The sequence below is a fragment of the Corynebacterium glyciniphilum AJ 3170 genome, from assembly GCF_007673095.1.
Classification (GTDB): domain Bacteria; phylum Actinomycetota; class Actinomycetes; order Mycobacteriales; family Mycobacteriaceae; genus Corynebacterium.
This window is the reverse complement of record NZ_VDYZ01000009.1, coordinates 17,366-38,205: the sequence shown is the minus strand read 5'-3', so window position 1 is coordinate 38,205 and position 20,840 is coordinate 17,366. Positions and strand designations below refer to the sequence as shown.

20 protein-coding genes are annotated in these 20,840 nt (G+C 66.0%); 9 read left to right on the top strand and 11 right to left on the bottom strand.

Annotated elements, in window-relative coordinates; translation table 11 throughout:
- Positions 1-34: 34 nt before the first annotated feature.
- Positions 35-1,372: an MFS transporter gene (locus tag FS507_RS09855; RefSeq protein ID WP_145942622.1), complete on the bottom strand. Its 1,338-nt coding sequence runs from the start codon at positions 1,370-1,372 to the stop codon at positions 35-37.
- Between the two features lie 67 nt (positions 1,373-1,439).
- Between FS507_RS09855 and FS507_RS09850 the strand changes: the two genes are divergently transcribed.
- Together FS507_RS09850 and crtI are read left to right on the top strand one after the other, a co-directional pair.
- On the top strand, positions 1,440-2,312 hold the full coding sequence (locus FS507_RS09850; protein ID WP_260853289.1) for a squalene/phytoene synthase family protein: 873 nt from the start codon (positions 1,440-1,442) through the stop codon (positions 2,310-2,312).
- A complete protein-coding gene (crtI, locus tag FS507_RS09845; RefSeq protein ID WP_145942621.1) occupies positions 2,309-3,931 on the top strand; it encodes a phytoene desaturase family protein in 1,623 nt (540 codons plus the stop codon). The genes FS507_RS09850 and crtI overlap by 4 nt, the downstream gene beginning before the upstream one ends.
- Here the strand turns inward: crtI and FS507_RS09840 are convergent.
- Both FS507_RS09840 and FS507_RS09835 read right to left on the bottom strand, forming a co-directional pair.
- Positions 3,873-4,424: a GNAT family N-acetyltransferase gene (locus FS507_RS09840; RefSeq protein ID WP_145942620.1), complete on the bottom strand. Its 552-nt coding sequence runs from the start codon at positions 4,422-4,424 to the stop codon at positions 3,873-3,875. The two genes, crtI and FS507_RS09840, sit on opposite strands and share 59 nt — an antisense overlap.
- The gene (locus tag FS507_RS09835) at positions 4,424-5,212 is read right to left on the bottom strand and encodes a L,D-transpeptidase (RefSeq protein ID WP_186314633.1); all 789 of its coding nucleotides are present in this window, start codon (positions 5,210-5,212) and stop codon (positions 4,424-4,426) included. Before FS507_RS09835 ends, FS507_RS09840 begins: the two co-directional genes overlap by 1 nt.
- 161 nt (positions 5,213-5,373) lie before the next feature.
- Here FS507_RS09835 and FS507_RS09830 point away from each other — a divergent pair, with 161 nt between their 5' ends.
- Together FS507_RS09830 and FS507_RS09825 are read left to right on the top strand one after the other, a co-directional pair.
- Entirely contained in the window at positions 5,374-6,156 is a 783-nt protein-coding gene (locus tag FS507_RS09830; RefSeq protein WP_145942619.1) for a response regulator transcription factor, read from the top strand.
- Positions 6,157-6,173: 17 nt separating this feature from the next.
- A complete protein-coding gene (locus FS507_RS09825) occupies positions 6,174-7,820 on the top strand; it encodes a sensor histidine kinase (protein WP_260853288.1) in 1,647 nt (548 codons plus the stop codon).
- On the opposite strand, the gene FS507_RS09820 is transcribed toward FS507_RS09825, so the two are convergent.
- From FS507_RS09820 to FS507_RS09795, 6 genes are all read right to left on the bottom strand, one after another.
- A complete protein-coding gene (locus FS507_RS09820; protein WP_145942617.1) occupies positions 7,753-8,610 on the bottom strand; it encodes an esterase/lipase family protein in 858 nt (285 codons plus the stop codon). The genes FS507_RS09825 and FS507_RS09820 overlap by 68 nt on opposite strands.
- An 80-nt stretch (positions 8,611-8,690) precedes the next feature.
- Positions 8,691-11,195: an FtsX-like permease family protein gene (locus FS507_RS09815; protein WP_145942616.1), complete on the bottom strand. Its 2,505-nt coding sequence runs from the start codon at positions 11,193-11,195 to the stop codon at positions 8,691-8,693.
- A gap of 5 nt (positions 11,196-11,200) precedes the next feature.
- Positions 11,201-11,947 (bottom strand): ABC transporter ATP-binding protein, encoded by a 747-nt coding sequence (locus FS507_RS09810; protein ID WP_145942615.1) that lies wholly within the window; start codon positions 11,945-11,947, stop codon positions 11,201-11,203.
- Positions 11,948-11,951: 4 nt separating this feature from the next.
- Complete coding sequence (locus tag FS507_RS09805) at positions 11,952-12,503, bottom strand: helix-turn-helix transcriptional regulator (protein WP_145942614.1); 552 nt, start codon at positions 12,501-12,503, stop codon at positions 11,952-11,954.
- 215 nt (positions 12,504-12,718) lie between these two features.
- A complete protein-coding gene (locus FS507_RS09800) occupies positions 12,719-13,702 on the bottom strand; it encodes an esterase/lipase family protein (protein ID WP_145942613.1) in 984 nt (327 codons plus the stop codon).
- A complete protein-coding gene (locus FS507_RS09795) occupies positions 13,702-14,130 on the bottom strand; it encodes an HIT family protein (protein WP_145942612.1) in 429 nt (142 codons plus the stop codon). Before FS507_RS09795 ends, FS507_RS09800 begins: the two co-directional genes overlap by 1 nt.
- Positions 14,131-14,162: 32 nt before the next feature.
- On the opposite strand from FS507_RS09795, the gene purD reads away from it, so the two are divergent.
- The 4 genes from purD to FS507_RS09775 are packed head-to-tail and all read left to right on the top strand — an operon-like array spanning position 14,163 to position 17,561.
- Positions 14,163-15,446 carry a phosphoribosylamine--glycine ligase gene (purD, locus tag FS507_RS09790; RefSeq protein ID WP_145942611.1) on the top strand — a complete coding sequence of 428 codons (1,284 nt, stop codon included), beginning with the start codon at positions 14,163-14,165 and terminating at the stop codon, positions 15,444-15,446.
- Positions 15,447-15,464: 18 nt separating this feature from the next.
- Positions 15,465-16,211, top strand: coding sequence for a hypothetical protein (locus tag FS507_RS09785; protein WP_145942610.1), 747 nt, complete (start codon positions 15,465-15,467; stop codon positions 16,209-16,211).
- A complete protein-coding gene (locus FS507_RS09780) occupies positions 16,211-17,065 on the top strand; it encodes an Fpg/Nei family DNA glycosylase (protein ID WP_145942609.1) in 855 nt (284 codons plus the stop codon). The genes FS507_RS09785 and FS507_RS09780 overlap by 1 nt, the downstream gene beginning before the upstream one ends.
- A 19-nt stretch (positions 17,066-17,084) precedes the next feature.
- Positions 17,085-17,561 carry a DUF6985 domain-containing protein gene (locus FS507_RS09775; protein ID WP_145942608.1) on the top strand — a complete coding sequence of 159 codons (477 nt, stop codon included), beginning with the start codon at positions 17,085-17,087 and terminating at the stop codon, positions 17,559-17,561.
- Between the two features lie 25 nt (positions 17,562-17,586).
- On the opposite strand, the gene FS507_RS09770 is transcribed toward FS507_RS09775, so the two are convergent.
- Positions 17,587-18,603, bottom strand: a complete 1,017-nt coding sequence (locus FS507_RS09770) for an ABC transporter substrate-binding protein (RefSeq protein WP_145942607.1) — start codon at positions 18,601-18,603, stop codon at positions 17,587-17,589.
- 150 nt (positions 18,604-18,753) lie between these two features.
- Between FS507_RS09770 and purB the strand changes: the two genes are divergently transcribed.
- Entirely contained in the window at positions 18,754-20,193 is a 1,440-nt protein-coding gene (purB, locus tag FS507_RS09765; RefSeq protein ID WP_186314643.1) for an adenylosuccinate lyase, read from the top strand.
- On the opposite strand, the gene FS507_RS09760 is transcribed toward purB, so the two are convergent.
- Positions 20,190-20,825, bottom strand: coding sequence for a LysE family translocator (locus FS507_RS09760; RefSeq protein ID WP_145942605.1), 636 nt, complete (start codon positions 20,823-20,825; stop codon positions 20,190-20,192). The two genes, purB and FS507_RS09760, sit on opposite strands and share 4 nt — an antisense overlap.
- Between the last annotated feature and the right edge of the window lie 15 nt (positions 20,826-20,840).

Here is a 20,840-nt window from a genome sequence, read left to right as displayed (position 1 = left end):
AGCCTCCTAGAAATAAGTTGAGGCTTACCGTACATTACCGGGTGGGGGTATCGGTACCCCTCGACCTGGTGAGCAGCAGCAGGCCGGCGAGCAGCACCACGGCGATACCGATGATCCCGAAGCGGTCATCACCGGTCAGGCCGGTGAACACCGCGAAGGCGGCCGGGGCCATCCAGCTCACACTGCGTCCGGTGGTGGCGTACAGGCCGAACATCTGGCCTTCACGACCTTCCGGGCAGATCCGCGTCAGGTACGAGCGCGAGGCGCTCTGCGCGGGCCCGACGAACATGCACAGCAGCAGGCCGAAGACCCAGAACATGGCCGGGCCGTCCACGAAGAACAGGACGAACGCATCGACCACCAGCAGGATCAACGACACCATGATCACCGGTTTCGGGCCGACCCTGTCGTCCAGGTAACCGCAGGCCAGCGCGCCGATCGCGGAGACGACATTGGCGGCCACGCCGAAGAGGAGCACATCGGCCGGACTCAGCCCGTACACCGAGACCGCCAGTACGGCACCGAAGGTGAACACCCCGGCCAGCCCGTCGCGGAACACCGCCGAGGCGATGAGGAACCACACCGCCGACCGGTCGGTACGCCACAGGGAGGCGATGTCACGGAACAACCCCAGGTAGGACTCCTTCACCGAGGACGTCGCTGCACTGGGGTCCGGGGTGTTCTCCGGGACCCTGCGCATCACCGGGATCGCCGAGACCAGGAACCAGACCGCGGCGATGACGGCGACGATGCGCACGTTCCACCCGTCCTCCACCGGGACGCCGAGCAGCCCGCGGGTGTCCCCCTCCCCGGCGATGAAGCCGAGGTAGCAGACCAGCAGCAGGACGATGCCGCCGAAGTACCCCATCGACCACCCGAAGCCGGACACCCGTCCGACGTTCTCCCGGGTGGAGACCTGCGAGAGCATGGCGAAGTAGCTGACCTCGGCGAACTCGAAGGTCACCGACGCCACACCCATGATGACGATGCCGGCCCAGAAGTACCCGGGGGCGTCGTCACCGATGCCGACCAGGCTGAGCATCAGCCCGACGGTGACCAGGGTCCACAGTGTCACCGACCTGCGGCGCGTCCCGCGTGCGTCGGAGCGTCGTCCCATCACCGGCGCGATCAGGGCGATCGTCACCCCACCGAGCGCCATCGCCCACCCGTACCAGGTGGCCGGGCTGATGGCGTCGCCGAAGCCGCCGTCGATGGAGTCTCCCACCGAGTCGGTGAGGTAGACGGAGAAGATGAAGGTCACCAGCACCGCGTTGAAGGCGGCGGACCCCCAGTCCCAGAACGCCCAGGCGAGGGTGGGGCCGCGGTAGATGCCGGTGAGTCGGGCGGTGTCGTCCCGTGTCGTGGTGGCCATACCCCACAGACTATTGCCTCGGTGAACATACCGGGCACACGGGTGCGTGCGGGTACGCTGTCTGTCGATGAACACTCGCAGTCGCCGCAGCACCGCCGCCGGGATGTACGCGGCCCTCGCCGAGCGTGTCTCCGCCACCGTGATCGGCCGTTACTCCACGTCGTTCTCCCTGGCCACACGCCTGCTGCCGGACGGTGTCCGGGAGGACGTCCGCAACCTCTACGCCGTGGTGCGTATCGCCGATGAAATCGTCGACGGCGCGGCCGCGGGACACGCCGACCCCCGCGCGGTCCTGGACGCCTACGAGGCCCAGGTGCTCGCGGCACCGGAGACAGGGTTCCACACCGACCTGGTGCTGCATGCGTGGGCGGCCACGTCGGTACGGTGCCGGATTGACCCGGCACACATGAGGGACTTCTTCGCCTCGATGCGCAGCGACATCGTCCGGGACGTGCACGACGAGGAGAGCCTGGCCCGCTACATCCACGGCTCGGCCGAGGTCATCGGCCTGATGTGCCTCGACATCTTTCTCGCGCACGCGGACCCGGTGCCCGCCGCACAGCGTGCCTGGCTGGCGGAGGGCGCCGCGGCGTTGGGTGCGGCGTTCCAGAAGGTCAATTTCCTGCGGGACCTCGGCGACGACCGGGATGAGCTGGGGCGGTGCTACCTGCCGGACCTGCAGGACGGTCCGCTGACAGCCGAGATCCGCGACCGCGTCCTGGACGAGGTGGACGCGGGCATCGCCGCCGGACGTCTCCGTGTCCCGTCCCTGCCGGCGGGCTGCCGGGTGGGGGTGGCGGCCGCAGCGGCACTCTACGAGGAACTGTCCGCGCGGTTGCGGCGCACTCCGCCGCACCAGCTCCGACACACCCGGGTCCGGGTGCCCGCCCCGGTCAAGGCGGCGCTGACCGTCCGGGAGATCACCAGGAGCCGACGATGACCGGTGGGCGACGGGCCGTGGTCATCGGTGCCGGCGTCGCAGGGCTGTCCACCGCCGGGCTGCTGGCCCGGCGTGGCTATGAGGTCACTCTGCTGGAACGCGGGGACACGGTGGGAGGACGCGCGGGCACCCTCACCGTCGACGACGCGCCGGGGTTCCGGTGGGACACCGGCCCCAGCTGGTACCTGATGCCCGAAGCCTTCGACCGTTTCTTCTCGCTGATGGGCACCTCCACCTCCGAGCAGCTGGATCTCAGGGAGCTGTCGCCGGGATACCGCCTGCTTCCCGAGGGACTGGACCCGGTGGACGTGCCGGTGGGGGAGGACGCGGTCGCCGAACTCTTCGAGTCACTGGAACCCGGGGCAGGCGCGGAGATCAGGCGTTATCTCGCGGAAGCCGGAGACACCTACCGCATCGCCGTGGACCGGTTCCTCTACACCGGCTTCACCTCACCTGCCCCGTTCCTCGGCCCCGAGGTGGCGCGGCGCGCGGTGCGGTTGGTCCGGCTCCTCGCGGGATCACTGGAAGGCCTGGTCAACCGGAGGTTCCGGGACCGTCGTCTGCGCCAGATCCTCAGCTACCCGGCGGTGTTCCTCTCGTCGCGGCCGTCCCAGACTCCCGCCCTGTACCAGCTGATGAGTTTCACCGACCTGGTCCAGGGCGTCAAGTACCCCTCGGGCGGTTTCGCTGCGGTGGTGGAGGCACTGCGACAGTTGGCCGTCACCAACGGGGTGGACATCCGAACCGGGGCGGACGTCACCGGAATCGTCACCGACCGTGACCGGGCGAACCCCTTGCGGCAGATACCGGGGGTGGGCCGCGCCGTCGCCGCGGTGTCCTCCGCGCGAGCTCTGGGGGTGAATGTCAGAACGTCCGCCGGCGAGGAGTTCATCCCTGCGGACGTGGTCGTCAGCGCCGCCGACCTGCACCACACCGAGACCGGACTGCTCCCGGACGGACTGCAGACCTACCCGGAACGACGCTGGCGTGGTGCGGACCCCGGTGTCGGTGCGGTGGTGGTGATGCTCGGGGTGGAGGGCGAACTCCGCGAGCTGGCGCACCACACCCTGATCTTCAGCGAGGACTGGACGCCCGACTTCGCCGCGGTGTTCGACACTGTTCCGGGCGGGCCCGGGCACAAGGCGTCGCGGTCGGTGTACGTCTCCCGGACCTCGGCGACCGACCCGGACGCAGCACCGGAGGGGTACGAGAATCTCTTCGTCCTTGTCCCCGCAGCCTGCGACCCGTCGATGGGCAGCAGCGACATCGACGCCATCGCCGATGTGACGCTGGACATGATCGCGCAGCGGGCGGGGGTGCCCGACCTGGTCGACCGGGTGGTCGTCCGCAGGACGCTGGGCCCGGCGGACTTCGCCGAACGCTACAACTCCTGGCGCGGGTGGGCGTTGGGGCTGGCACACACGCTGACGCAGTCGGCGTTCATGCGTGGGACCAACCGGTCGCGGACGGTGTCGAACCTCTACTACGCGGGGTCGACGACCACGCCCGGGGTGGGGGTGCCGATGTGCCTGATCAGCGCGGAGAATGCAGTGACCAGGATCAGTCGAAGCGGTGGACCATCACGTGGCAGTGGCCGCTCGGGTCGAGACCACCGTTGACGGTGCTGTCGACGAAGCCGAGCTTGGCGTAGACGTGGCGGGCACGGTCGTTGCCCAGGTCCACGGCGAGCGAGACGCCGGGGAAGCCCGCGGCACGGGCGGTCTCCAGCATCTCGGACATCAGGGCCGTGCCACGTCCGTGCCCGGAGAACTCCGGACGCAGCGCGATGGCGACCTCCGGGATGTCGTCGGAGACGAAACCCGCCCCCGGCGCGTCAGAGGTGAAGGTGCGCAGCCAGGCACCGCCAACCGGCGTCGGCGTCCCGCTGCTGAGGTCGTCGAGGATGACCGCGGGCTGGTCCGGAGTCCACCGGTCCACATACACCTCGAGTTCCTCGTCGATCCCCTCGCTGACGGGCTGCTCCTCGTCACCCCACTGGTCGGTGAGGATGTAGAGGGCCCGCAGGAACTCCCGGTCGCCGTCGACGGCAGGCCGGAAGCGCAGGTCAGGAGACTGGCCGGGGGACTGTTCCGGGGACACGGAACCGGTCATCAGTAGATGAACACCTGGTCGCCCGGGTTGAGGGCGTTGAAGTAGGTGACCGCGTCCTGGTTGTTCATCCGGACGCAACCGGCGGACTGGGTGTCCAGGGTGCCCTGGTGGAAGGCGTGGCCGTTGTTGGTGAAGTAGACGGCGTAGGGCATCGGGGCGTTGTTGAACTCGCGGCTGATCTCGTCCTTCACCTTGTACTGCACAGTGAAGTTGCCACGCGGGGTGTCCTGGCCCGGCTTGCCCGGGGACATGCTCACCGGGCCGTAGGAGGTGTCGCCGTTCTGCTGCAGCCAGGTGCGCTTGCCGTCGATGTCGACGCACACGCGGGCGGATGCCGGGCACGGGGTGTTCTCGGTGCTGGCCCGACGCTGCTCGGCGGCGGTGCGTGCCTCGCGCTCGGCACGGGCGGCAGCGGCGGCACGCTCGGCGGCGTCCCGCTCGTCCTGACGTTCCTGGACGGCACCGGGCGCGACGAGGTCGGCCAGGTCCCGGACGCCCTTTTCATAGGCGTCGCGGAACTGCTCGGGGACCTTGCCGGCCTGCAGCAGTGCCGCGTCGTGCGCGTCAAGGACACCGTCGCGGACCATGTCGTTGATCTCGTCCGGTCCGGGCAGTGCGATGTCGCCGACGGCGGGCAGGTTGGGGATGCTCGGCGCGGCGGTGGCCGGGGCGATGCCCGCTCCGCCGATGCCGACGGCTGCGACCGCTGCGATGCCGAGGGCGGCGACCCGACGACGGATGGTGCGGGTGGGGCCGCTGTGGTGTGCAGGTGTTCTCCGAATGTTCACGGGAGCTATCCTATCCTCTGGCAACGTCGTCGAGCCACTTTTACCCGGGCGTGTATTCGGGCGCGTGTCGGGTGGTGATCACCGAAAGCCTACCGAAGTCACAGGTACTCTGGATGTGCCCAGCATGAAAAACCCGGATTCCCGGGGCAGACTAGGGAGATATGAACGTGCCTCTGTCGAACAATTCCAGTAACTCCGGTCACGGTGCGCACAGTGCCCACAACGCCCACAGTGCGCACGGTGCCCACGCCGCACAGCCGGTGAAGGTCCTCGTCGTCGACGACGAGGCCAATATCGCCGACCTGATCAAGGCCCGTCTGGAGTTCCAGGACTTCGAGGTCAAGACCGCCGCAGACGGTGCGACGGCCCGCGAGATCGCCAAGACCTTCCGTCCCGACGCGTTCATCCTCGATGTGATGATGCCCGGCATGGACGGTTTCACACTGCTCAACAAACTGCGGGAGGACGGGCATGAGGCACCCGTGCTGTTCCTCACCGCCAAGGACGGCGTGGACGACCGGATCCACGGCCTGACGATCGGCGCGGACGACTACGTCACCAAACCCTTCGCCCTGGAGGAGGTGATCACCCGCCTGCGGGTGATCCTGCGCCGGGTGCAGCCCGCGGAGGACGACGACTCCTCGCTGATCACCTACGCCGACATCACCCTCAACGACGACATGCACGAGGTCACCAAGGCGGGCAAGGTCGTGGACCTGTCTCCGACCGAGTTCAAGTTGCTGCGCTACCTGCTCGTCAACTCCGAGGTCGTGGTGCCGAAGTCCCGGATCCTCGACGCCGTGTGGGAGTACGATTTCGGCGGCGACGGCAATGTCGTCGAATCCTACGTCTCCTACCTGCGCCGCAAGATCGACACCCAGGATCCGCGGTTGATCCACACCGTGCGCGGCGTGGGGTACGTCCTGAGGCTGCCGCGTAGCTGATGGCAGGTTCGGGCAGGATGACAGCCGGCGCCCGGCGGGCGAGCCGACAGTACCCGGGGGTTTTTCTGTCCCACTACCCGCTCCGGGTGTCCCTGGTGCTGGTGATCGCGGTGCTCACGGCGCTGGGGCTCACCGTGTCAGGCACGGTGGTGACCGGCATGATGCAGCGGTTCCTCACTGAGCGGGTGGATGAACAGCTCCAGGAGAGTGCGACCTGGGCGGCGAGTGTCACCGAGTCCCCCTGCCGGAACACCTACCAGTCCCACGACCAGCTGCGGCTGCAGCGTCCCCCGTCCAAGATGTACTGGGGTCTGCCGGGCGACGCGTGCCAGACCACCGGCCCGAACAGCGTCAACGACTCCCTGCCGGACGTCTCGTCGATCACCGAGCCGACGCGTCCGGTCACTGTCCCGGCGGCGACGTACTCCGCCTCGCCGGCACCGTGGCGTGCGGCGGCGGTGACCAACGAGGACGGTGGGGTCACCGTCTTCGCGCTGCCGATGGACGGCGAGTCGAAGATCATGAGCGGCATGACGACGATGCTCATCATCATCAGTCTGCTGATCCTCGCCTCGGTCACCGCGGCCAGCCTCTTCCTCGTCCGACGTGCCCTGCAGCCGCTGTACCAGGTGGAACAGACGGCAGGACGGATCGCCCGCGGTCACCTGGACCAGCGAGTCCCGAACTGGTCGCCGAAGACGGAGGTGGGGCGTCTGTCCGTCGCGCTGAACCGGATGCTCGCCCAGATCCAGGGGGCGTTCATCGCGGTCAATGATTCGGAGCGACAGGCCCGGGAGGCCGAGGCGTCGATGCGCCGTTTCATCGGCGACGCCTCCCACGAACTACGGACCCCGCTGACCAGCGTGCGCGGCTATGCCGACCTGTACCGGTCCGGTGCCACCGACAACCCGGACATGGTCATCGACAGGATCTCCGCCGAAGCAGGACGGATGAGTCTGCTGGTGGAGGATCTGCTCACCCTCGTGCGCATGGACGAGGGGCGCCCCATGCGCGAGGATCCGGTGGACATGCTGGAGATCTGCCTGTCCGCGGCGGAGAACGCACGGGTAGGTTTCCCGGGACGGTCGGTGAGTGTGCGTAACGAGACCCGGTCGGTGCCCGTGACCGTCGGTGACAGTGCCCGCCTGCACCAGGTCGTCGGCAACCTCGTGACCAATGCAATGCGGCACGCCGGGGAGGACGCCACCGTCACGGTCCGGTTGAGCCGGCCGGACGACGACATGGTCGCCGTCGAGGTCATCGACGACGGCGACGGTATCTCCGCCGACGATGTCCCGCACCTGTTCGAACGGTTCTACCGGGCGGACGTGTCACGGTCCCGGGCCTCAGGCGGCTCGGGTCTGGGCCTGTCTATCGTCAAGCGTCTGATCGAGCTGCACAACGGCACGATCACCGTGGAGAGCGAACTGGGCGAAGGCACGACCTTCCGGATCCTGCTGCCGGTGTGGCGGGATGACGAGGAGCAGGATGAGGAACCCGACGAGGAACCGGACGCGGAGTTTGAGTCCGGTGACGTCGGCGGGTCGGACAGCGACGCAGCCGAAGCAGCCGATGCGGCCGATGCACCTGGGGAGGCTACGGAACCTGAGGACGACGGACGGAAGTCTGGTCGCGATTCCGGTCGCGATTCCTGGGGCGGGTGACATTTGCGGCCAGGGCTTCGGCGATGAGTGTGCCGACAACGCGGTGGTGGGGGATCACCGCATGGCTGATCCGGGCGTCCGGAAAACGGTCCTGGATCGTGACGACCTGCACCGGCCCCGGGTGGGCAGGAAGACCGGTCAACGGGTCAGGGGCCACGAGGGCGCGGGCACGTGCCTCCGGGACGATCCGGTCTCCCCGGGTGATGATCTGGGTGACCGGCACGTCCGTGCGCACCGTATGACGGAGGACGTCGTCCAGGGCGGGGGACCCGGCGAGCTGGTCTGCGAGCGCCGGGAGAAACGCCTGGTCGATGCGGTGGAGTATCCGCGACTCCGGTGGGCGGAACCACGGCCTCCCCACCCCGCGGAAGTCCGCCGCGAGACCGACGACGTGGCGGACGATAGTGTTGTCGTCATTGTCGTTGCTGCTGCCACCGGTACGGTCCTCGAGGATCCCGGTGGCGGCGAGTGCGAGAAGTCCGCCCTGGGAATGTCCCACCAGGTCCACGGCGCCGGCACGTCCGGTGATCTCGGCGAGTTGGTCGACGACCTCGCCGAGTGAGTCGCGTAGTCCCCGGGTGCCGCGGTGCCCGTAGGAGACGGACAGGACCGGGCGTCCGGTCTCGCGGAGCACGGGCACGATCTTCTCGAAGTTGTCCCGGCTCCCGGCGGTTCCGTGCACCAGGACGACGGGCCGCGTCCCGGTGTCCTCGGTGTCTGTCCAGGGGGAGGCTGGCTGCGGGAGCAGGTCCAGAAGACGGCCGACGAGTGGTGGACGTGTCTGTCGCATGGTCCTATTTTCGCACCGTTCTGCCGGGACGTGCACTCCTGGTTGGTTCTGAGCTCCATGACCAACCTGGAATGCACGTGTCAGCGCCGACGGACCGGCGAGCGGTCGCGGGAGGTGACGGCACCGATGACAGATCCGGCAATCCAGGCCAGAACCGGACCGACCACAGCGGTCAGGCCGAGTGCGAGCCACTGGGACGGGGTGAGGAAACCGGTGACGAAGACCGGATCTCCGTGAAGTTCCCGAAGTGCCTGTCCTGCAGCAGGTAGGGTTCCGATCACGGCTCCGAGAAGCGTGCCCGGCAGGGCGATGAACACGGCCTGTGCTGCGGAGAACCTGCGCAACAGTCCTGGTGCAGCACCGATTGCGGTGATCGTCGCCATGTCCCTGCGGGATTCCGTGGCGGCGAGCAGGACGACCAGCAGGAGCGTACCGAGGGTGAGAACCCAACTCAGCGTGACGGGGACGGTGAACATGATCGCCCGTTCACCGTTGACCGCCGGGGTGTCGACGGAGACATACTGTGAGGACACTGGCCAGAGGCCCGTGACCGAGAGAGCCGCCTGGAGGGTAGTGACCGGCTTATCGAGGATGAGCACTGTCTCGGAGTATGAGGTGTCCAGGCCCAGGGATGCAGCGGTTTCAGGGCTGATTGCCGTGCCATAGACTGTGCCGATATCTGAGAGGCCGGGGACAAGGATTGCCGGGACGGTCAGTGAATCGTCAGGTGGACCGGGATCCTCATCAGAGTAGTCGGGCATGTAGCCGTAGTAGGGGTCGTATTCGCGCAGGTCCAGAGTGACCTCTCCGTTGTGGAGAATATCTGGGGATGAAACCACCGCTTTTCCTTCTGCGAGAGCGTCGGAGGCATTCTTCACCGTTTCCTCGGATATGCCGTCGTATGCACCGAACACCCCGCCGTCAGTCACTTGGATGTCATTCGGGGACGTGGCGTACCCGTACACGTCTGCGGCGTTGTCGTTGTTCGGGCGGACGTTCACGTGGTACGTGGAGCCGTGCCGGGTAGCGTTCTCGGCTGATGCGACCGTGTGCTGTTCGCGGGCTCCCATGCGGTCCGAGATCGTCCTGAGTTCCTCCGTGTAGAAGGTCTCGTCGCCACCCTGGCTACTGGAGACCACCGCGACATTGTCCTTGTAATCCGTCCACACCGGAACGTCGTAGGGCAGCGTCAGTGCTGCTGCGGCGAGGAACGTCGCTCCGGCTATGGCGCCGACAGCAGGGACAGTGCGGTGGTTGTTTCGCAGACTGTCCCGGACTGCGAGTCGTCCAGCGGTGGGTAGTCGACTTCCCAGTCGGGACATGAGCCACACGAGCAGGCTGCTGCTGAGTACAACACCGATACCGCATAAGGCGACCCCGATGGTGAGTGCCTCGTAGTTCGAGGTCAGGGTCAGGATCACCCCGGGGATGAGGAAGATCAGCCCGGTGAGCATACGCTTCCTGAACCCAGTCATCCGGACGCTGCCGCCGTCGCTGAGTGCCTGGACCGGATCCTCTTTCCCTGCCCGGAGTGCAGGCACCAGTGCTGAGGTCACGCTGCAGATCAGGGCGATGACGGACACAGCGACGGCGTATGGCCATGACCAGTAGGGAGTGGCACCAGGAGTCAGATTCTCCAACCCGAGGGCGACACCGACGGATAGGAGGAGGCCGAGGACAGTGCCGATGACGCCGACGATCAAGCCCTCAGCGAGCATCACCAGGCGTAGATCGCGCGGTGCGGAACCGGTCGCACTCATCAATCCCATGGCCCGTCGTTGGCGTCGCGCGGCGACGGCGAACACCGGGGTTATCACCGCAGAGATCAGAAGAACGCCGAGGATGAACACGCTCAGCGCGACGAGAAAGGAGTCGAGTCCGAAGGAGATCGAACCGGGTTCCCCGCGGCCGTGGATGCTCACGGAGGAGGCCAGGTCACTGTCCTCTGAAGTCAGTGCCGAGGTGATCTTCGCTGTCTCATCCTGGTCGGTGGGGAAGGACCATCTCACCGACATGATGTTCTGGTTGACAGGTACATCTTCGGTACTGACCACCGAGCCCGTGTATTCAGCGCCGACGGTCACAGTCAGGGGGGAGCCGTCGACTGTGACGGTGTCTCCGTCCTCGGCGTCCATGAGAAACGCTGCCCGGTCATTGAGGTGCACCGTGCCGGGGTCGACCTCCGGGCCGGAACCGTCCGCTGACGGGGCGACGGTGAAGACGTCGAGATCGATGCTCCGGTCGCCCCGGCTGAACTCGGAGGTCTGCAGGACAGTCGCGGACAGCGAGTCGGCCAGATCCCCGATTCCTGCAGAAAGCTCATCCCCCTGCTCCGAGACGACAGCAGGAGTCAGAGACCGGTGTGATTCGCCCGATTGACTGATGAAGGACAGCGATGTGACGTTGCTTATCGGAGACTTGTCCTGTGCCCGGTCATAGCCGCTCACCATCGACGCAAAACCCACCACCAGCGACACCGGCAGAGCGAACAGCAGCAGGGCGACGACGGTGCGGATTTTGTGGGCGGCCAGGTCGCGCCGGGCTAGACGCAGGGCGACCCGCAGTCGGGAAAAGATGTTCGACATGATGATCACTCCATGATCCGGCCGTCGCGCAGGTGCACGGTGCGGTCAGCCCACGCGGCGAAGCGGGGCTCATGGGTGACCAGCAGCCCTGCGGCGCCGTCGGTAACCCGGTTTCGTAGCAGCGACATGACGGATTCGGCAGTCACCGAGTCCAGGGCGCCGGTGGGTTCGTCGGCGAGGAAAAGGTGCCTGTCGCCGATCAAGGCCCGTGCCACGGCGACGCGCTGCTGTTGACCGCCCGAGACCTCAGACGGGAAACGGTCGGCAAGGTCGCTGAGACTGATCTCTTCCAGGGCGCTGAGTGCTGCGGCGCGGGCGTCCTTCCTCTTCGTACCGTTGAGCTCCATCGGTAGTGAGACGTTCTCCGCCACCGTAAGAGTCGGGATCAGGTTGTAGTCCTGGAAGACGTAGCCCACATGGGTTCGTCGTACCTCCGCGCGGGCCTGCGCGGAGAGATGCGAGACATCCACCCCGGCGACGAGGACGCGTCCATCGCTGGCGGTGTCCAGCGTGCCGGCAACGTTGAGCAACGTGGATTTTCCGGATCCCGACGGGCCCATCACCGCAACCAGCTCACCGGGTTCGATGGTCAGCGTGACGCGGTCGAGTGCGGTGACGGTGGTGGGGCCGTCCTGATGGATTCGGCTGACCTGGTCGAGGTGCAGAGCCGCGGCGGACGTTGTCGCGTCCTCGGACTCATTGCCGGACAGGCGCCGGGGAGAGAGGGGCGAGGTCTTGTTGGGGCGTGTCATGGTCTCAGTTCTCCTCGGTTTCTGTGGCGGGTGGCAGAGCTTCTATCTGGTCGAGCCAGCGGATCTGGGATTCGAGATCGAAGATCCGGCGCTCGAGCTGCAGTCTGTCGGCCGCAGTGGACGGAGGGACCTCTGATTTCTTCCTGGTGAGCGTTCGCAGTTCGTCGAGGACGGCCAGCCGCTGGTTGTGCAGGACCGACGCGAAGTCCATGCCCTCCGGCAGGGGCCCGGACGTGGACGCTGCCATGGCTGTCTTGATCACCAGGTCATCCCGGTCGTTGGGGGGAGGCAGGACGGGGGAGTGCCACCACGTGGTGAGTTCGGAGTGGCCCGTGTCGGTCACGGCGTAGATCTCTGTGTGGCGTCCGGACGCACCGGTGTCGGACCCGGTCACTTCGATGAGGCCGTCCCGGGCGAGACGTTGGATCGTCTGATAGACCTGCCCGACGTTGACGGGCCAGGTCTCCCGCGTGCGGGCCTCGAAGTCGGACTTCAGCTTCCCCACACTCCGGGGTTGCTCGGCTAAGAGGCTGAGCAGGGCGAACTTGATGGACATGGTGTCTTCCTCGGCTGAGAAGGTGTTGCTTACTCGGTAAGTTCCTCGAATGTTACCCGGTAACTTACTCAGTAAGCAAGGAGGCGAAGAGAGATCGAGACGCTACAGACCGCCGAGGAGTGCTTCGCCTCTTGAGACGCCACGCTTGTGTCGGCCAAAGGAGTGCCAGACCAACACAAGTCCGGGGTTCCGGGAACTTCGTCCCGACGTGACGTTCAGTCCCGCAGCCCTTCCTCGAGGATCTTCACCACAAGATCCTGCACTTCGGGATGAGCAGGCATCTCGTCGTGCCGCACCCGGCTCACCCCGTGATCCTGCAGGAACGCGTTCCACACCCGCGCAGGCCCCCCGGGGCCGTCCCCCGAATCCGGCTTCAGGAATGTAGTTTCGAACGGGACGACGGTGGTGTCATTGCGCGTAGCCAGGCACGAGTACCGGATCCCCGGCCGGGTCTCAGGGCCGGTCGTCATCGTCTCGATCAGCGGGGACCCGACGACCTGCTGCATGCCTGCCGGACCCATCATCTTGCTGACCACCGCCTCCGCCACCCGGACCGTCGTCTCGCTGGCGGTGATCACCGACGCCAGCAGTCCCCGGACTGTCGTCCCGTGGTGCGGGGCGGACAACGACACCAGGTGGTGGATGCGGTCGGCACCGCCCATCTCGTTGATCCAGTACCGCGCGAGCAGTCCACCCTGGGAGTGTCCGACGATGTCGATCTTCTCTGCCCCGGTCGCCGCGAACACCTGTTCGAGGTAGGCGGCGATGTCCCGTGCCGAGGTCAGGACGTCCTGCGTGCCGTGGATGCCGTAGTCAGGGGCGAACACCACCCACCCCTTGTCCCTGAGGGAGACCACCAGGTTCTGCCACGCGTTCTTCGAGGAGATCGTTCCGTGCAACAGCACCACCGGGTACGGCCGTTCTTCGGTGGGGCGCGCGTGCCACAGGTCGTCGACGAAGCCGACCGTGTACTGGCGGGCTCCGATCGGCAGCGTGGTTGTTCCTCCGGGTAGCTGCGGCGTCCGGGGCAGCAGTCGCGACGGGAACTCCAGGGTGTTGCGCACACCGTCGGTGAACTGCGACAGCTGGTTGAGGATCATCTTTCCGGGGGTTTCCTGGAACTGTTCCTGCTGCACCTGCTGTGCCTCGGACTCCGCCTCGGCGATCGCCTTGGCGATGGACTCGATCTCCTCTTCCATCAGCTGTCGCTAACGTCGACTCCACGGGACCGTAGACCTGACCGGATCTTCTCGGCAGCGTCGTCCATCTTCTCCGGGTCGGTGTCGTTCATGCCGAGTGCGTTGGACAGGTCGTAGCCTGACATGTCCGAGGCGGGGAAGACGTGGATATGGGCGTGCGGGACCTCGAAACCGGCGATCAGGTAGCCGGCGCGGGGCACGTCGAACTTCTCCACGATCGCCGCACCCACATGCTGGGCGATCTCATTGAGATGTGCCCACAGTGCAGGGTCCAGGTCGGTCCACTTGTCGACCTCCTCCACCGGCACGACCAGTGTGTGACCGTAGGCGACAGGTTCGATGGTGAGGAACGCGGCGACGGTCTCGTCCCGGTAGACGAAGCGGCCCGGGAGGTCGCCGGAGATGATACTGCTGAATACGGAAGCCATGCTGTCGATGGTAGCGGCTAAACTGTTCAGCCATGCGCACACTCGTCATCGGCAACGGAGCCCGCGAACACGCCCTGGCCTACTCACTGTCCACTGACCCCGAGGTCAGCGAGGTGCACGTCGCACCCGGTAATCCCGGCCTGGCCGGGGTGGCGGCACTTCACCCCGGGACGAAGGGGGACGACCCCGACGCCGTCGTTGCCCTCGCACGGGAGCTGTCTGCCGACCTGGTCGTCATCGGCCCCGAGATCCCCCTGGTTGCCGGGGTGGCGGACGCCCTGCGTGACGCAGGATTCGCCGTGTTCGGCCCGTCGGCCTCTGCTGCCAGGATCGAGGGGTCCAAGGCATTCGCCAAGGAGATCATGGCGACGGCGGGAGTGAAGACCGCCCACGCCGAGTCACTGCTCCCCGGTTCTACCGAGGAGGACATCAGCGCTGCCATTGACCGTTTCGGTCCCACCTGGGTCGTGAAGGACGACGGACTGGCCGGTGGTAAGGGCGTCGTCGTCACCCCGGACCGTGACGCAGCTCTCGAGCACGTCCACCACGTCCATGCCGCCGGGAACCCGGTGCTGCTGGAGAGCTTCCTTGACGGCCCCGAGGTCTCACTGTTCTGCCTGGTGGACGGCGAAACCGTGGTTCCGTTGCTCCCCGCCCAGGACCACAAGCGTGTCGGTGACAATGACGAAGGCCCGAACACCGGCGGCATGGGTGCCTACACTCCGCTGCCGTGGTTGCCGGAGGACGGTGTGCAGACCATTGTCGATGACGTGGTTGCGCCGGTTGCCGCGCAGATGGTGAAGGAAGGCTGCCCGTTCTCCGGCCTGTTGTACGCGGGCCTGGCCTGGGGCGCGGACGGACCTGCCGTGGTGGAGTTCAACTGTCGTTTCGGCGACCCCGAGACGCAGGCCGTCCTCGATCTCCTGACGACCCCGCTGGGCGGGGTGCTGAATGCGGTGGCCACCGGGACACTGGATGAGCTCGCGCCGCTCGAATGGCAGGACGGGTACGCGGTCACGGTGGTGCTCGCTGCGGAGAACTACCCGGCGTCTCCGGTCACCGGGGTGGAGATTTCCGGTGCCGCTGCCGGGGATGAAGCCCGCGGAATCCGTGCTGCTGGTGTCGCTGAGAAGGACGGGGCGCTGGTGTCCGCCGGTGGACGTGTGCTCAACGTGATCGGTAAGGGCGCCACACTGGAGGACGCCCGGGCTGCCGCCTACGACGAGTTGGGCAGGATCTCGTTGCCGGGTGGACACTTCCGTACCGACATTGGCCTGGCAGCGGTCGAGGGACGTATCGAGATTCCAGCGCACTGAACCGGATAGGCTGGATGAATGACTGACAAGACTCTCCGCCGTACTTGTGCCGCGCTGGCGACAGTCGGCCTGCTGGTCTCGGCTGCCGCATGTTCGTCCGACGCCAGTGACGGTGCCGACGGTTCGGGTTCAGGTGACGCCACCTCTAAGGATCCGTCAGACATGATGCTCACCGATTCCGATACTCCGGCCGGGTGGGAATGGGGCGACGCCACTGAAGTCTTCGAGGAAAGTAATGACGAAGACATGTCTGACCTGCTGGATTCGGCGAAAGCGGTAATTACGGAACCAGAGGTGTGTGCGGCAATCGCACCGTCAGCGGTGTCGATGCTGGCGGAGCTGTACGACAATCCGGATACGACGGCAGCCGCTGGATTCCTTCCGCAGTCGGAATCCGATGGGGGTGAGGTCAACGCGATGATCTCTACCGATCCGGAGAATACGGGCATGGCGTTGCCAGACGACTTATCCGAATGTGAGACTTTTACGCAGCATTCCGAGCTCGAACCCGATCGTCCTGCGGTGACATTCCAGGCGGATTCGTCTGACGCGGAGATCATCGGGGCAGAGGATGTCCACGTCATTACCGTCGTCAGTGATTCAGACTCGCAGGGTGGGGACAATCCTGTGTCAGTCGTGGTCGGGAATGTCGAAGGAGTCGCTTTCCGAGTCGATGCGAGTGGCATCGACGAACCACAGATCCTGATGGACCTCGCAGACCGTCAGGTCGACAGGATCCGCGGCAATGACCCGGACGAAGACTGATGCCTGAAGGTCATGTGATCCACCGTCTCGCCCGCGAGCTGAACGCGCAGTTCGCCGGGGCACCGGTCAACGTGTCGTCACCGCAGGGGCGCTTCGCGACCGAAGCGACGTCCCTCGACGGCGCGCCCTTCTCAGGCGCGGAGGCGTGGGGAAAGCACCTCTTCCTGCACTTCGGCGACGCGACCGTGCCGGATGCACGGATCGTCCACATCCATCTCGGTCTCATCGGCACGTTCACGTTGGAGCCGTTCGCGGAACCTCGCGGTCAGGTGCGTCTGCGAATCGACAACGGATCTGTCGCGGCAGATCTGCGCGGCCCGCAGCGCTGCGTCATCATCGGGCCGTCCGAGGAGGACACGGCGTTGGGGAAGCTGGGTGCCGACCCCCTGCGACCCGTCGGCGGACCGTCGGAGGACGGGGCCCTCAACGAGGAGAAGCGGGAGCGGGCGTTCACCCGTACCCGACGGTCATCGAAACCGATCGGCGCGTTGTTGATGGACCAGTCGATGTATGCCGGTGTCGGCAGCATCTACCGCACCGAGGCGCTATTCCGCGCCGGTATCAATCCGAACCTTCCGGGAACGTCGCTGACAGGGGGAGAGCTGGAGGACATCTGGCAGGACATGGTCCTGCTCATGGACTACGGCCTGGAACACGGACGAATCGACACGGTCCGTGACGAGCACACCCCCGAAGCGATGGGACGCAAACCGCGTAAGGACGACCACGGCGGAGAAGTGTACGTGTACCGACGCGCCGGGCTGCCTTGCCTTGTGTGTGGGACTCCCGTTGAGCTGGGGGAGATGGCTGCGCGGAAGATCTACTGGTGCCCGGTGTGCCAGGCGGGGCGGTGAGACACGTTAGGGTTGCGGCATGACGATCGAGATTCCGGGACACGGCCAGTTCAGCGACAGCGATGACGAATGGACTGCGACGCTGAGCGTCGACGTGGTGGGCGACGATGTCGAGTTCACCGTCATCCACGACGACGAGGACGTCGACCTCGACGACGTCGCGACGTGCCTGTCGAACTACCGGTCGCTGCAGGAGTCCTCCCTCAAGGACGCCACCTCCCAGGTCTTCGCGTATTACCGGGAGGCAACGGAGGAGTTCTCTGCCGAGGAACGCGAAGACTACGGTATTCCCGAGATCACCGAGCCAGCGGACGTCTGGAACTTCGTGACGCTCGGGACCTCGGCGACCGTCGAGCTGGACGACGAGACGGACGAATGGTTCGTCATCACTGAAAACGAGTGTGAGTGGGAACCGGAGCACGGCCTACAGCTCGTGCTGCGTAACGGTGAAGAGGTCACCAGGGTGAGCGAATACGACGGTTTCATCCGCGAGTGATCCGGTGGGTTCGCCTCGAGAACAGTCACTCCCCGTCGACGTCGAAGATGCCAGCCACATCGGTGAGGATGTGATCTGCCCCGATCGGGCTGACCGAGGTCATCCAGGTCCCTTCATCCACGTCGACCTTGCGTCCGTCGAAGGATGTCCAGGTGGACGTCTGGAGAACGGCGTCAGAGATCGCCGACCACTCCTTCGCCTTCGCTGTGCCTTCTTCCGGAACAGACACGAGGACCAGGTCGGCGTCTGCCTCATCGAGGTTCTCCGGCGAGACCACGTACATCCCGTAATCCTGCCCCGGGTACCCGGACTCCTGGTTCTCGGGACGCGGCAGACCAGCCATCGCGAGCACTGAGCCGGAGAACGTGTCTTCGCCGTACAACCTGATCGTGTTCTCGTCCTTGATCCGCACGACGCTGACGTCCGCTACATCGTCCGTGCCCTCGTCCCGGATCCGGTCGCCGATGCGGCCCGCACGATCACGGATCTCGGACAGGCGGTTTTCGGCCTGCTCCTTCTTCCCCAGCGCCTCGCCGGTCAACAGGTAGTTCTCCTGCCAGGTGTCCCCTGTGTCTTCACTGAACACGGTGGGGGCGATCTCCGTGAGCTGGTCGTAGTACTCCTTGTGCCGCACGTCGGAGGACAGGATCAGATCCGGTTGCAGAGCCGCGATCTTCTCCAGTTGCGGTTCCGCGATGTTCCCCACAGATTCGACATCCGCGGCGCGTTCTGCCTGCTCGTCGTCAAGGTAGGTCGGGACGAGCTCGGCACCGATATCGGAGACGCCGACCACGGTGCCGCCCAGGTCCACGACGTAGTCCAGGTAGGCGTTGTCGAGGGTGATGATGCGCTGGGGTGCCTCGGGGATCTCGGTGGATCCGCGGAAGTGGTCCACTGTCCTCGGAAATGCTTGTGACGAGGTTGTTGAGTCCGGCGAACCGGAGGTCGAGCCGTCTCCTGAATCAGAAGAGCAGGAGCTGAGGGACAAGCCGACGGCGACCGCCGGGACCAGGATCGCGCCGACTGCGCGAAGGATTTTCATGAGGTAAGGATAGCGTGGCTTTCCCCGCTGGTGCGTGCTGAATCGGTCGAGGTCCTCGACTCGGTCACCGATGATCGCGTACTAGTCGTGATTACCAGGACAGGGCACCAGTTCCGCACAGTAGTCACTGTGGCAATTGGTTGTGGGATACTGGTTGCCGTGGCTGACAAAAAGAAGATCTCGAATGTCCTGGCGAACCGCTACGCCTCCGCTGAACTCACTGCTATCTGGAGCCCTGAGGACAAGATCCTCATGGAGCGCCGCCTGTGGATCGCGGTGATGAAGGCGCAGAAGAACCTGGGCATCGATATCGCCGCTGCGGCGATCGCCGACTATGAGCGTGTCATCGACACCATCGACCTCGATTCCATCGCGGAGCGTGAGAAAGTCACCCGGCATGACGTGAAGGCGCGCATCGAGGAGTTCAATGCGCTGGCCGGTCATGAGGACATCCACAAGGGGATGACCAGCCGGGATCTGACCGAGAACGTGGAGCAGCTGCAGATCCACCGGTCACTGACCATCGCCCGTGACAAAGCCGTCGCCGTCCTGGCTCAGCTCGGGCGCCACGCCGCGGAGTACAAGTCCCTGGTGATGGCAGGACGGTCACACAACGTCGCTGCACAGGCGACGACGCTGGGCAAGCGCTTCGCCTCAGCGGCGGATGAACTCATGGTCGGGATCGAGCGCATCGAGAACCTGCTGGACCGTTACCCGCTGCGCGGGGTCAAGGGGCCGATGGGCACCAGCCAGGACATGCTCGACCTGCTGGGTGGCGACGCGAAGAAGTTGGCGGCTCTTGAGCAGGTCATCGCCGATGAGCTCGGCTTCGCCAGGATCTTCGACTCTGTCGGGCAGGTCTACCCGCGGTCACTCGACTTCGACGCCCTCTCCGCACTGGTGGAACTGGGGGCGGCGATGTCGTCACTGTCGATGACGATCCGCCTGATGGCCGGTAACGAGACCGTGACCGAGGGGTTCAAGGAGGGGCAGGTCGGCTCGTCCGCCATGCCGCACAAGATGAACGCGCGGTCCTGCGAGCGCGTCGGGGGCATGCAGATCATCCTGCGCGGTTACATGACCATGGCCTCCGACCTCGCCGGGTCCCAGTGGAATGAGGGCGACGTCTTCTGTTCGGTCGTCCGTCGCGTCGCCCTGCCGGACGCGTTCTTCGCCTTCGACGGCATGTGCGAGACGTTCCTCACCGTCCTCGACGAGTTCGGTGCGTTCCCGGCGATGATCGACCGGGAGCTGGAACGCTACCTCCCGTTCCTCGCCACCACCCGCATCCTCATGGCGGCGGTCCGTGCCGGGGTGGGACGGGAGACGGCACATGAGGTCATCAAGGAGAACGCGGTTGCCGTGGCGCTCAATATGCGGGAGAACGGCGGGGACCAGGACCTGGTCCAGCGACTGGCGGCGGATGAGCGGCTTCCGCTGGATGAAGACGCGCTGAACACTGCGCTCGCCGACCGTCACGCGTTCATCGGCGCGGCCGAGGACCAGGTCGACCGCGTCCTCGCCCGGATCAACGCGCTGGTCTCCGCCCACCCGGAGGCCGCGTCCTACCGACCGGACGACATCCTCTAAAACACGAGAACATCCAGCAGCAGCCACACCCCGAAGCCGGTCAGGAGCACGCCGGAGAACGCCGTCACTGCGGTGTTCAGCCGCGGACGCCCCAGCAGCAACGACCGGGCGAAGAGGGCGACGCCGAAGTAGATCACGACGACCTCGAGGATGAAGATGCTTCCGAGGAGTCCGGTCTGCGCGGTGGAACTCCATCCGTCGGGGGTGAGGTACTGCGGCAGGAGGACGAGCAGCATCAGCATCGCCTTCGGGTTGATGCCGCTGACCCCCATGCCCCGCAGGTACAGGCGCAGCCCGTTGGCGCCGTCCGCAGGCGCTCCCTCGTCGGTGCGCGGCAGGGGCCCGTCGGGGCCCCGCAGGCTCAGCAGAGTGCTCATGCCCAGGTAGCTGATGTAGCAGGCGCCGACGAGTGTCACCACCGTGAGGATGTCGGGGTGGGTCGACACCAGGGCACCGACGCCCACCGCCACGGCGGCGACGAGCACGACGTATCCGCTGGCGAGGCCGAGAACGGGAGGGACGACGGACCGGCTGCGGGTGCCGGTGCTGATGACGTAGGCCCAGTCCGCGCCGGGGACCAGAGTAAGTAGTGCGGCCGTGACGGCGAACTGCAGGACCAGAGTAGCTTCCATGGTATGAAATCTTAT

Excerpts from the sequence above, each read along its gene's own strand:
- FS507_RS09855 (WP_145942622.1), bottom strand. The coding sequence starts at position 1,372 with ATGGCCACCACGACACGGGACGACACCGCCCGACTCACCGGCATCTAC.
- FS507_RS09850 (WP_260853289.1), top strand. The coding sequence starts at position 1,440 with ATGAACACTCGCAGTCGCCGCAGCACCGCCGCCGGGATGTACGCGGCC.
- crtI (WP_145942621.1), top strand. The coding sequence starts at position 2,309 with ATGACCGGTGGGCGACGGGCCGTGGTCATCGGTGCCGGCGTCGCAGGG.
- FS507_RS09840 (WP_145942620.1), bottom strand. The coding sequence starts at position 4,424 with ATGACCGGTTCCGTGTCCCCGGAACAGTCCCCCGGCCAGTCTCCTGAC.
- FS507_RS09830 (WP_145942619.1), top strand. The coding sequence starts at position 5,374 with ATGAACGTGCCTCTGTCGAACAATTCCAGTAACTCCGGTCACGGTGCG.
- FS507_RS09825 (WP_260853288.1), top strand. The coding sequence starts at position 6,174 with ATGACAGCCGGCGCCCGGCGGGCGAGCCGACAGTACCCGGGGGTTTTT.
- FS507_RS09820 (WP_145942617.1), bottom strand. The coding sequence starts at position 8,610 with ATGCGACAGACACGTCCACCACTCGTCGGCCGTCTTCTGGACCTGCTC.
- FS507_RS09815 (WP_145942616.1), bottom strand. The coding sequence starts at position 11,195 with ATGTCGAACATCTTTTCCCGACTGCGGGTCGCCCTGCGTCTAGCCCGG.
- FS507_RS09810 (WP_145942615.1), bottom strand. The coding sequence starts at position 11,947 with ATGACACGCCCCAACAAGACCTCGCCCCTCTCTCCCCGGCGCCTGTCC.
- FS507_RS09805 (WP_145942614.1), bottom strand. The coding sequence starts at position 12,503 with ATGTCCATCAAGTTCGCCCTGCTCAGCCTCTTAGCCGAGCAACCCCGG.
- FS507_RS09800 (WP_145942613.1), bottom strand. The coding sequence starts at position 13,702 with ATGGAAGAGGAGATCGAGTCCATCGCCAAGGCGATCGCCGAGGCGGAG.
- FS507_RS09795 (WP_145942612.1), bottom strand. The coding sequence starts at position 14,130 with ATGGCTTCCGTATTCAGCAGTATCATCTCCGGCGACCTCCCGGGCCGC.
- purD (WP_145942611.1), top strand. The coding sequence starts at position 14,163 with ATGCGCACACTCGTCATCGGCAACGGAGCCCGCGAACACGCCCTGGCC.
- FS507_RS09785 (WP_145942610.1), top strand. The coding sequence starts at position 15,465 with ATGACTGACAAGACTCTCCGCCGTACTTGTGCCGCGCTGGCGACAGTC.
- FS507_RS09780 (WP_145942609.1), top strand. The coding sequence starts at position 16,211 with ATGCCTGAAGGTCATGTGATCCACCGTCTCGCCCGCGAGCTGAACGCG.
- FS507_RS09775 (WP_145942608.1), top strand. The coding sequence starts at position 17,085 with ATGACGATCGAGATTCCGGGACACGGCCAGTTCAGCGACAGCGATGAC.
- FS507_RS09770 (WP_145942607.1), bottom strand. The coding sequence starts at position 18,603 with ATGAAAATCCTTCGCGCAGTCGGCGCGATCCTGGTCCCGGCGGTCGCC.
- FS507_RS09760 (WP_145942605.1), bottom strand. The coding sequence starts at position 20,825 with ATGGAAGCTACTCTGGTCCTGCAGTTCGCCGTCACGGCCGCACTACTT.